Below are 10,839 nucleotides of genomic sequence, written 5' to 3'. Positions count from 1 at the left end.
CCATCGCCGTCACCATTCAGCGCGCCGATCCAATATTGCGCGGTGTCCGCATGCTGCGGATCGCCATAGGTGACCGGCGCATCCCCCCGGTCGGGGCCGGAGCCTGCGTAGATCGTCGTGGGATCATCACGCCCTTCGCCCGGCCCGTTCGACGCCACGCCATCCCCGTCACCAGGGTTCTCCGAATCCGACAGGTCCGAGACTGCCGTCCCCCCGGTGTCTCAGCCGTGACCTGCGCTTGGTTGCTGATCGTGGTGTCCAAGTCCTCAGGCACCAGCGTGTAGGTCGCCGTATAGACGGCCTTCTCCCCGACCAGCAGCGTGCCTTCGGGCGACAGCGACGTGGCGGCCTGAAAGGTGATCACCGGGGGCACGCCCTTGCCGCTGAACTGCGTCTCGGCAAGCTGCACATTGGTCAGATCAACATTGCCGAAGTTCTCAGCGGTAAAGACATAGGCGATTGTCTCACCCGGATCGGCATAGCCGTTGAGGTTGGTATCGACCAATTGCGCCAGTTTCAGCAGCCCGACAGAGCCCACATCGATTGAGACCTGCGCGGGCGCGGAATAGGCCCGCGGCTCATTCGGCAGGATGACGGGCGATTGATAGCGATAGCTGATTGGCGTCGGCGCGGCAAAGAAGGCGACGAAGGGGGTGAAGGTCAACTCCCCGGTCAGGTCGTCATAGCTCCATGTGCCCTCCCCCAGAATGTCAAAACCCACCCGATGGCCTTCGGAATCGGTCACGATGTTCTGCGCCCCGGCAGGGGGGATCAGATCGACAGCCTGTCTCGCATATTCGCTGGGCTGGCCCGAATTATTGGCCGGCGCATTGTTGTTTTCCGTCGCGACACTGTCGTTGAACAGGATGTTGACCACCACAGGCTCGCTCAGCACCTGCTCTTTCAGATCGTCCTGCAAAACGGGTGCTTTGAAGTCACCGCATTGCAGGTCATAGGTCTGCGCTTCGTCATAGGTCGGATTGGCCAGCCGGACGAGAAAGCCCCTGTTGGCAGTTCGACCAAAGCGAAAGGTCGAAGTCTGCGGGTAGAAGATTTCAAGCCCAGATACCGGCTGGTTGCTATAGTTGCGGTCCCCGGCGAGATAGAACACCTCTGTCCCAAGGTTCGCATCCGGCCCTTCGATATAGCCGCGATAGGTTGTGGCGCTGCGGTCAATGCGGACATATTCGACCGTGCCGTCGCAGATATTCACATAGACCTGCTCATTCAACGGACCGTCAATGTCATTGATCTGAAAGAAAACATCCGCCACCACCGGCACCCCGCCGGTATTGGTGGTGATGTTATGGGTGCCTGCCTCATAGAGGTAGAAATCCATGAAATGCGGGTCTTGTCCGGTCGAGGTAATCTGGATTTGCCCATTGCCCGAGGCGAAAATATGATCCCGCCCGGCAAAGGCCATTTCACCGACGATATCGACCGACACCCCGCCAACCGTGCCCGCGTTGCGCCACAAGGCCCGCTCGCCCACGCCCGCCCCGACCACGGTGGGCGCGGCCACGGGATTGAGAATTAGCTGCTGCGCCAAGGCGGCTCTGGTCAGCAAAGCCAGCAAGAACAATGTCCAAAACGATGCCGCGATCATCCGAAGCCAAGGCCCCTGCCCTGCCAAGGCCGAAAGGTGGCGCAAGCGCTGCGCCGTGAACGTGCTGAGAAAATAAGTGTAAAAATGCATATCTTTGCTCACAACCTTTTAAGACACAGCCTAGCGACGAAGCGGGTTCTGAGGACTTACGCAGAAAGGTATTAAGATATGCTTCCGGTTATACGGGCGGTGAAGGGATAGGTGGTGGTCGCCCTTGTGCATATGCCTCTGTGCCCTAGCGGGCCGCAAAGCTGCCGCGCCTATGCCGCCGCGCTGCCAAATCAATTTTCCGAAAATGACCTATTGACCCTCCAGCAACTGGAAGCCCCATATTCAACGCAAGACGAATAGAGGGCGTGAAATGGGCAAAGCGGAAAAACTCACTTTTGGCGTGCAGAACATGAGCTGCGCGTCCTGTGTGGGGCGTGTTGAAAAAGCGCTAAACGCGCTGGACGGGATCGGTGAGGCCCGGGTGAATCTTACGGCAGAGACCGTGCGCGTGACGGCACATCCTGAGTTTAACGCGGGCGAGCTCGATGCCGCCTTGGTGCAGGCGGGCTACCCGGCGCGCAAGACCACCCACCGTTTGCGGCTGTCGAACATGAGCTGCGCCTCCTGCGTGGGCCGTGTGGAACGCGCGCTGCTTGCGGTGCCGGGGGTGCTCTCGGCCACGGTGAACCTCGCCAGCGAAGAGGCCCGGGTCGAAACCTTGGAAGACGCCGATCTTTTGCCCGCCCTGCGCGATGCGGCGGCAAAGGCGGGCTATCCCGCCAGCGTCGACGCGCCCGAAGCGCCCCCCCCCCGACGCCGCGACGCGCAAGGAAGCGGAGGCCATCCACCTCAAACGGATGACCCTGCTGGCCGCCGCGCTCACCCTGCCCGTTTTCGTGCTTGAGATGGGCGGCCATCTGGTGCCCGCATTCCACCATTGGATCGCGGCGAGCATTGGGATGGAGACAAGCTGGCTCATCCAGTTCCTCCTCACCACCCTCGTGCTGGCATGGCCGGGGCGGCATTTTTATGGCAATGGCCTGCCTGCGCTGGCGAAGGGTGCGCCGGATATGAACTCTCTCGTGGCACTCGGATCGGGGGCGGCGTGGCTCTACTCGGTCACCGCGCTCTTCGCGCCGGGGCTACTGCCCGAAAGCAGCCGCGTGGTCTATTTCGAAGCCGCCGCCGTGATCGTCACGCTGATCCTGCTGGGCCGCTATCTGGAGGCCCGCGCCAAGGGGCGCACCGGGGCCGCGATTGCCAAGCTCATGGGCCTGCGCGCCACTAGCGCACGGGTGGAGCGGGACGGCGCTATCATCGAACTGCCCTTGGAAAAGATCGAAACCGGCGACATCATCTACCTCCGCCCGGGCGAGAAGATCGCCACCGACGGCATCGTCGTCGATGGGCAATCCTATGTCGATGAAAGCATGATTACCGGTGAGCCTGTGCCGGTGGAAAAGACCGGCGGTGCGGCTCTCGTCGGCGGCACGGTCAATGGCACCGGCAGCCTGACCTAACGCGCCACCAAAGTGGGCGGCGACACGGTTCTGGCGCAGATCATCCGCATGGTCGAAGAGGCCCAAGGCGCGAAACTGCCCATTCAGGACTTGGTCAACCGCATCACCCTGTGGTTCGTCCCCGCGGTGATCGCTGTGGCGCTGGTGACCTTTGGCGGCTGGCTGGCCTTTGGCCCCTCGCTCAGCCACGCGTTGGTGGCGGCGGTGGCGGTGCTGATCATCGCCTGCCCCTGTGCCATGGGGCTGGCCACGCCTACGTCGATCATGGTCGGCACCGGACGCGCGGCGCAATTGGGCGTGCTGTTCCGGCAAGGCGATGCGCTGCAAAGCCTGCAGGGGGTCACGACCGTTGCCTTGGACAAGACCGGCACCCTGACCAAGGGCACCCCCGAACTTACCGACCTCGTGCTGATGAACGACATGACCGAGGAGAGGCTTCTGCCGCTGATCGGCGCGGTCGAGGCGCGCTCGGAACATCCCATCGCCCAAGCCATCCTGCGCCGGGCCGAAGCGGCTGGCCCCGTGCCGCGCGAGGTGAGCGATTTTCAATCCCATACCGGCTACGGCGTCAGCGCATTGGTGGCGGGCCGCCGTGTCACGCTGGGCGCCGACCGGCTGATGACCCGCGAGGGGATTGATCTGGGCAATGCCCAGCGGATCAGCGCGGATCTGGCCAAGGCCGGCAAAACCCCACTTTTCGCCGCGATCGACGGCAAATTGGCGGCGGTCATCGCCGTAGCGGACCCGATCAAACCCGGCACGCCCGAGGCCATCGCGCGGCTGCATGACCTCAACCTCGAAGTGGCGATGATCACCGGCGACAACCGCGGCACGGCAGAGGCCATCGCGGCGCAACTGGGCATCGACCGCGTCGTCGCCGAGGTGCTGCCCGATGGCAAAGTGTCCGCCATTGACGACCTGAGAAAAGGCGACAACCGCATCGCCTACGTGGGCGACGGGATCAACGACGCGCCAGCGCTTGCGCAGGCCGATGTCGGGCTGGCCATCGGCACCGGCACCGATGTGGCGATCGAAGCGGCGGATGTGGTGCTGATGTCGGGCGATCTGCGCGGCGTGGTCAATGCCATCGACGTAAGCCAGCGCAGCATGGCGAATATCCGGCAAAACCTCTTCTGGGCCTTCGGCTATAACGTCCTGCTGATCCCCGTCGCCGCTGGCGCCTTCTACCCGCTGACCGGTTGGCTCTTGTCGCCCGCGCTGGCTGCCGGGGCGATGGCTTTGTCGAGCGTTTTCGTTCTCAGCAATGCCCTGCGCCTGCGCTGGATCGCCGCCCCTCTGAATGAGAGCGCCACCCCATCCCATGGCCCCCGGACCGCCGCCCCCGTAGCCGCAAAATAGGATCGTCCCATGAACATCGGAGAAGTCTCACAACGCACCGGGCTGCCGCCCAAAACCATCCGCTATTACGAGGATATCGGGCTGGTCAAACCGCTGCGCGACGCCAATGGCTACCGTGCCTTCCGCGAAAGCGAGATGCACAAGCTCGCCTTTCTGGGCCGCGCCCGCACGCTGGGGTTCAGCATCGAAGATTGCCGCAACCTGTTGGCGCTTTGGGAGGACAAGAACCGCGCCAGCGCCGATGTGCGCGCCATCGCCAAGGACCATCTGGCCCAGATCGAGGCCAAGATCAGCGGCCTGCAAGAGATGCGCGACACGCTCAGCACGCTGGTCCGCGATTGTGCGGGCGATGACCGGCCGGATTGTCCGATTTTAAAAACACTTGGGACAGCCGCGAACTGACCCTACTAACCACGGAGGGCAGCGCTGCCCTTCGTGAGACAGCGCTGCCGGGCGGGTGGACCCCGCCCTAGCGTTTCAGCCGTTCCACGATGCTATGCGCCGTCACCGTGCCAATCTGCCTGCCCTCTTCCATCACAGCGAAACCCGCCTCCGGGCCGCGCAGACCGTCCATCAGATCCCGCACCGGCGTCTCGGCGCTGGTCTCTGGATGGGCGGCCCCATCGGCTGGCCCCATCACATCGCGGGCGGTCAACACCTCAAGCGGGTTCATATTGGCCACGAATTCCGCCACATAATCCGAAGCGGGGTTCGAGAAAATCTCGCGCGGGGTGCCGATCTGCACGATGCGCCCGCCTTCCATGATGGCAATACGCCCGCCCAGTTTGAACGCCTCATCAAGGTCATGGCTGACGAAAATAATCGTGCGGTTAAGATCGCGTTGCAGATCCAACAACTCATCCTGCAACCGCGTGCGGATCAGCGGATCGAGCGCCGAAAAAGGCTCATCCATCAGCAAGATCGGCGCTTCGGTGGCAAAGGCACGGGCAAGGCCCACACGCTGCTGCATGCCGCCCGAAAGCTCCCCCACCTTGCGGTCGGCCCAATCGCTAAGCCCCACCAGCTTCAACTGCCGCTCGGCCCGCTCCAACCGCTCGCCCTTGGGGACATTGGACAGTTCCAACCCAAGCGCCACGTTGTCACGCACCGTGCGCCAAGGCAGCAGGCCGAACTGTTGGAACACCATCGAGACGCCTTCACGGCGCACCCGGCGCAGCTCTGCCGCATTGCTCTCATGCACATCGCAGGACCAGCCCTCGGCATGGACCCGCACGGTGCCGCGCACCATCGGGTTCAGCCCGTTCACCGCCCGCAATAGCGTTGATTTGCCCGAGCCCGACAGGCCCATCAGCACAAGGATCTCACCATTCTCAACCGTGAGCGAGCAATCATGCACGCCCAGCACCTGCCCCGTCGCCGCTTCGATCTCGGCGCGGCTTTGGCCTTCGTCCATCAGCGGCAGCGCCTTCTCTGGCTTGTCGCCAAAAACGATGGATACGTTATCGAATTCTACTGCTTTCGTCATTTCCGTCCCACCCGCAGGATACGGTCGAGCATGATCGCCACGACAACGATCACCAACCCGGATTCAAATCCCAAGCCAGTGTTGACCTGGTTCAGGGCACGCACCACCGGCACGCCCAAACCGTCTGCGCCCACCAATGCTGCGATCACCACCATCGACAGCGACAGCATGATGGTCTGGTTCAGACCCGTCATGATCTGCGGCAGCGCATAGGGCAGCTCAATCTTCCACAGCGTCTGGCGCGGCTTGGCGCCGAAAGCCTGCGCCGCCTCAAGAAGCGCCTTGGGGGTCGAGGAGATGCCAAGCTGCGTCAGCCGGATCGGCGCGGGCAAAACGAAGATCACCGTGGCGATCAGCCCGGGCACCATGCCAATGCCGAAAAAGACAATCGCAGGGATCAGATAGACGAAAGTCGGCAGCGTCTGCATCAGGTCCAAGACCGGGGCCACCCATGCGTAAAGCCGGGGCCGATGCGCCACGGCGATGCCAATCGGCACGCCCACGCCCATGCAGACCACACAAGCCGAAAGCACGAGCGTCAGGCTCTCCATCGTCTCTTCCCAGTAATCTTGGTTCAGAATGAACAGAAAGCCGAGCACCACAAAGGCCACGGTTTTCCAATTGCGCTGAATGGCCCAAGTGATCGCGGCGAAGACGGCGATCAGGATCAGCGGATGCGGGGTTTGCAGCACCCAGAGGATCGCCTCAATCAGCCGTTCCATCAGGTCCGACAGCCCGTCAAAGAACCACGCCCCGTTCGTTTGCAACCAATCCAGCGCGTCTTCGGCCACATCGGCCACGGGGATCTTGTTTTCTGTCAGCCAGTCCATGTCAGTCCTTCAGGATTGGAGAATTGCGCATGAGAATGACCCGCCCCATCAATCTGGAGCGGGTCTTGTCCATCATAGCGTGAGGATCACTTCAGCGAAGCGACAGCTTCCATCGCATCGCCGCCATCGACGGTGGTCACACCGTCCAGCCATGTGTCGAGCACGTCAGCGTTCGCCTTGATCCAAGCGGCGGCGGCCTCTTCCGGCTTTTCGCCGTCATCGAGGATCGCGCCCATGATCTCATTCTCCATCTCAAGGCTGAATTCGAGGTTCTGGAGGAATTTGCCAAGGTTCGGACATTCTTCGACGAAACCGGCGCGGGTGTTGGTGTAAACCGTCGCGCCGCCCAGATCGGGGCCAAAGTAATCGTCACCACCTTCAAGATAGGTCAGGTCGAAGTTGGCGTTCATCGGGTGCGGCTCCCAACCGAGGAAGACAACAGGCTCTTCCTTGCGGCTGGCGCGCTGCACCTGAGCGAGCATCCCCTGTTCAGAGGATTCGACGACTTCGAAGTCGCCCAGTTCAAAGGCATTCTCGTCGATCATCGACTGGATCAGGCGGTTGCCGTCATTGCCCGGCTCGATGCCGTAGATCTTGCCTTCGAGCGCGTCCGCATTGGCAGCGATGTCGGCGAAGGTCTTGATGCCCATATCGGCGGCGGCCTTGTTCACGGCCAGCGTGTATTTCGCGCCTTCAAGGTTCGCGCGCACGGTGTCGACGCTGCCCTCTTCGCGGTATTTGGCGATATCGCCTTCCATCGTCGGCATCCAGTTGCCCAAGAACACGTCGATGTCGCCCGACGCCATGGAGGTGTAAGTCACCGGCACGGCGAGGATCTTGGTCTCGGTGTCATAGCCGAGCGCGTCGAGCACGACAGAGGCGGCGGCGGTGGTGGCGGTGATGTCGGTCCAGCCGACGTCGGAGAAGGTGACTTCGCTACACTCGGCAGCGGCCAGCGAGGTCGCGGCAACCGTCGCCAAAGCGGATGTCATAAGCAGTTTTTTCATTGGTGTTCTCCCCAGAGAAGTTTTTATTGACTGATGCGCCAATCAAAAGCCATCGGCCGCGATATTGCAACCGGATTAATTTTGCCAACTTACTGGAGTGCAAAATGCAATACTACTTGTTTCAAAACTCACTCCCGCGCGGCCTGTTTGGGACGCAGAACCGGGGTGACATTTTCACCCGCACCGGGCTCTGGCTCGGCGTTGATTTCGGGGGTGTCTTCGGCTTGGGTTGCCGGCTCTTGGTCAAGCTCCTCCTGCGGCGTCTCGGATGTTATCGGAGAGGTTTCCGAGGTCTCGGCCTCCGGCGTTTCCTCAGTCGTTTCAGCGGCTTCGCCCGGAAGCGCGCCAGCCTCCGTCCCAAATGCCGCGCGGATCGCCGTTTGGGTGCCATCGCCATAAAGCCCGTCGATCGCACCGTCATAAAACCCGAAATCCGACAGTTTGCGTTGCAGCGCTTTGCGGGTGTCGCTGTCGAACAGGCGCGGCTCTTCCTGCATCAGCCCCAGCAAGGTGCCATCCCCTGCCCGCAGCGCGCGATAGAGGTAGAGCGCGGCATCCGCCGCCCCGCGCCCCGGCACTTTGTCATCGTCGATCATCGCGGCAAAGTTGAACATCGCAGCAGGGTGTCGCCTGTCGGCTGCACGGCGGAAGTAATCGAGCGCAAGTTCGGGGTCGGCCTCCTGCCCCAATTCGCCCTGCAAATGGATGAAGCCCAGATCGTTCAACGCCCCGGCATGGCCCCGCTCGGCAGCGTCGCGATAAAGCTGCATCGCGCGGTCCTCGTCCTGCTCCACGCCCCGGCCCTCTTCGTAAAGCTGGGCCAGTTGATAGCGCGCCTCGGCTGAGCCGGACTCAATCGCGCGCATGAGCTGCGCCGCCGCATTCTGCGGATCATAGCGTGGATCGTCGGGATCGCTTTGCAAGGCGGCGAGGCCGAGTTGCGAGCGGGTATCGCCCTGCCCCGCCAATTCGGCCAAACGCTGGCCTTGTGTCTCGTTCAAATCGGCCCAGCCCCCCGGGGCCGCCTCCCGGTCACCGCTGCCAAGGAAGAACGGCGTGGGGTTCAGCCGCCCAAAGCGCCGCGCCGAGAGGTTGCCACCGCTGCGGCTGCGCAAAGCCGCGCGGAAATCGTCCAGCATGGCCCCGAGCTCGACCTCTGGCTCGGCCACCACCTCGGCCAGCGTTTCGGCGAAAAGGCCCGCGTTTTCACCGCTCTCGTCACATGCGCCCACCTCGCCAGAAGTCACGACCAAGGTGCCAAGGCGTGGCTCAGGCGGTGGCAAGGGCGCGGTGGCTTGCTGCGGGGCGGCGTGGCAGTTGTCGAGCAGAACAAGCCGTATCTGACGCGCCTTGCCCGCCGCACGCAGCAGCGCAGGCAGGGCCACCCCCTCGCGCCGCAGCGCCGAGGCTGGGGCCAAGGGCGCGTCGACCGGGATCAGATAGCTCTGCCCCCCGGAGGCGACACGGCGGCCTGCGTAGTAAATCAGGGCAATGTCCGCCGTTTCGGCCTGAAAGGCAAAGTCGGATAGCGCTTGTTTGAACGCCGCGCTCTCAGCGTCGATCAGCGTGGTGACGTCGAAGCCCTGCCCCTCCAGCGCCTCAGAGAGCCGCGCCGCATCCGTGCGCGGGCCGTCGAGCGTGGCGGCATCCTCATAGGCGGAGATGCCGATGACCATCGCCACACGGTCTTGCGCCGCTGCGGCGAAGGGCAGAAACAGCATCAGCAGAAGCGCGGTCAGACGCATATGGCAGGATCCTTTCGGTCAGCTTCGGTTGGGCAGCGCCGCCCATTAACCTATGCTGGCAGGAAAAGGTTTCCACCATCGTAACAGTTTGAAATGAATCCGACCTTCGCCCCGCCCCTCAGGCGTTGGGCGAAGTCTCTTCGATCTCGCGGTCTTCTTCCGGCACGTTCAGCGTGGCCCAAGTATCCCCATCCGGCAGTTCGGGCGGATGCGGCAGGCAATCGCGACGATGGATATTCGCCTTGGCCATGAAATTGGCCGAGACCGGCGCGGTGACAAAGATGAATGCCATGATCAGCAGCTCATGCAGCGACCCCGTGCCCGAAAGGAAAGAGTTCACCATGGCCGCCAGCAGATAGGCCCCGATCCCCAGCGTCGCGGCCTTGGTCGGCGCGTGCAGACGCGTCATCGGGTCGTTCAGCTTGAGCAAGCCAATCCCGGCGACCAGCACGAAGAAACTGCCGATCACCAGCAGCGCGATAACGAAGTAAGTGGCGATGATCTCAGGGCTCATTCGATGATATCTCCGCGCAGGACGAAACGGGCATAGGCCACGGTCGAAACGAAACCGAGCATGGCGATGATCAGCGCGGCCTCAAAGTAAATCTGCGTGCCCTGCAAGACGCCCAAAAGCACAATGATGCCGATGGCGTTGATGAACATCGTGTCCAGCGCCAGAATACGGTCCCCGGTGCCGGGGCCGATCCACAGACGAATCATTGCCATGAACTGCGCAATGGCGACGAGGGTCAGCGCCCCATAAAGCGCCAGCGTTAAAAGGTCGGTCGCTTGGGTCATACGAAAATCTCCTTCAAGCGGCGTTCGTAGCGGTCTTTGATCTCATCACGCACGGCGTCGGGGTCGCTCGCGTCCAGCGCGTGTACCAAGAGGTAGCGCCCATTGTCCGACAGGTCCGCCGAGACGGTGCCGGGGGTCAGCGTGATGGTGCCCATCAGGATCGTGATCGCCTCGGGTTCTTTCAGGTCCAGCGGCACGACGACCCAAGCGGGCGACATGCTGGCGTTGGATTTGGTCAGGATGATCCAAGCCACTTGAATATTGGCGATGACGATATCCCAGATCACCAAAAGCACATAGGCCAACGTCCGCAGCGGGCGGATGCCCTGCGCACGGTCGGTCCACCAACGCGCAGTCAGAATCGGGATCACGACGCCAAGGATCAGGCCAAAGACCAACATGCCTGCGCTGAACTTGTTTTGCAGCAGGATCCACACTGCGGTCAGCAGCAGGGTCAGAAACGGGTGCGGCAAAAGCCAACGGATCGGTCGCATCAT

Annotated in this window: 9 protein-coding genes and 1 pseudogene; 2 read left to right on the top strand and 8 right to left on the bottom strand. The window is 62.5% G+C overall.

Annotation, left to right across the window (positions count from 1 at the left end; genetic code table 11):
- Nucleotides 1-16 precede the first annotated feature (16 nt).
- The gene (locus tag FCK22_RS19290) at nucleotides 17-1,696 is read right to left on the bottom strand and encodes a hypothetical protein (protein WP_136720378.1); all 1,680 of its coding nucleotides are present in this window, start codon (nucleotides 1,694-1,696) and stop codon (nucleotides 17-19) included.
- Between the two features lie 271 nt (nucleotides 1,697-1,967).
- Here FCK22_RS19290 and FCK22_RS08930 point away from each other — a divergent pair.
- Together FCK22_RS08930 and cueR are read left to right on the top strand one after the other, a co-directional pair.
- Nucleotides 1,968-4,476: pseudogene (locus FCK22_RS08930) on the top strand (heavy metal translocating P-type ATPase).
- Between the two features lie 9 nt (nucleotides 4,477-4,485).
- Nucleotides 4,486-4,878 carry a Cu(I)-responsive transcriptional regulator gene (cueR, locus tag FCK22_RS08925; protein ID WP_067260948.1) on the top strand — a complete coding sequence of 131 codons (393 nt, stop codon included), beginning with the start codon at nucleotides 4,486-4,488 and terminating at the stop codon, nucleotides 4,876-4,878.
- Nucleotides 4,879-4,945: 67 nt separating this feature from the next.
- Here cueR and choV read toward each other — a convergent pair whose 3' ends face one another.
- The 7 genes from choV to FCK22_RS08890 form a co-directional block, all read right to left on the bottom strand.
- Entirely contained in the window at nucleotides 4,946-5,962 is a 1,017-nt protein-coding gene (choV, locus tag FCK22_RS08920; protein ID WP_067260946.1) for a choline ABC transporter ATP-binding protein, read from the bottom strand.
- Complete coding sequence (choW, locus tag FCK22_RS08915) at nucleotides 5,959-6,792, bottom strand: choline ABC transporter permease subunit (protein WP_067260944.1); 834 nt, start codon at nucleotides 6,790-6,792, stop codon at nucleotides 5,959-5,961. The genes choV and choW overlap by 4 nt, the downstream gene beginning before the upstream one ends.
- An 86-nt stretch (nucleotides 6,793-6,878) precedes the next feature.
- On the bottom strand, nucleotides 6,879-7,799 hold the full coding sequence (gene choX / locus FCK22_RS08910; protein ID WP_067260942.1) for a choline ABC transporter substrate-binding protein: 921 nt from the start codon (nucleotides 7,797-7,799) through the stop codon (nucleotides 6,879-6,881).
- A gap of 128 nt (nucleotides 7,800-7,927) precedes the next feature.
- Complete coding sequence (locus FCK22_RS08905; protein WP_136720377.1) at nucleotides 7,928-9,544, bottom strand: caspase family protein; 1,617 nt, start codon at nucleotides 9,542-9,544, stop codon at nucleotides 7,928-7,930.
- Between the two features lie 118 nt (nucleotides 9,545-9,662).
- Complete coding sequence (gene mnhG / locus FCK22_RS08900) at nucleotides 9,663-10,058, bottom strand: monovalent cation/H(+) antiporter subunit G (protein WP_067260938.1); 396 nt, start codon at nucleotides 10,056-10,058, stop codon at nucleotides 9,663-9,665.
- Nucleotides 10,055-10,342: a K+/H+ antiporter subunit F gene (locus tag FCK22_RS08895; RefSeq protein WP_067260936.1), complete on the bottom strand. Its 288-nt coding sequence runs from the start codon at nucleotides 10,340-10,342 to the stop codon at nucleotides 10,055-10,057. Before FCK22_RS08895 ends, mnhG begins: the two co-directional genes overlap by 4 nt.
- Entirely contained in the window at nucleotides 10,339-10,839 is a 501-nt protein-coding gene (locus FCK22_RS08890) for a Na+/H+ antiporter subunit E (RefSeq protein ID WP_067260934.1), read from the bottom strand. The genes FCK22_RS08895 and FCK22_RS08890 overlap by 4 nt, the downstream gene beginning before the upstream one ends.

The organism is Sulfitobacter sp. 15WGC (assembly GCF_005068605.1).
Classification (GTDB): Bacteria; Pseudomonadota; Alphaproteobacteria; order Rhodobacterales; family Rhodobacteraceae; genus Sulfitobacter; species Sulfitobacter faviae.
Note: the sequence above shows the minus strand (reverse complement) of the source record. Positions and strands in the feature narration are given on the sequence as shown.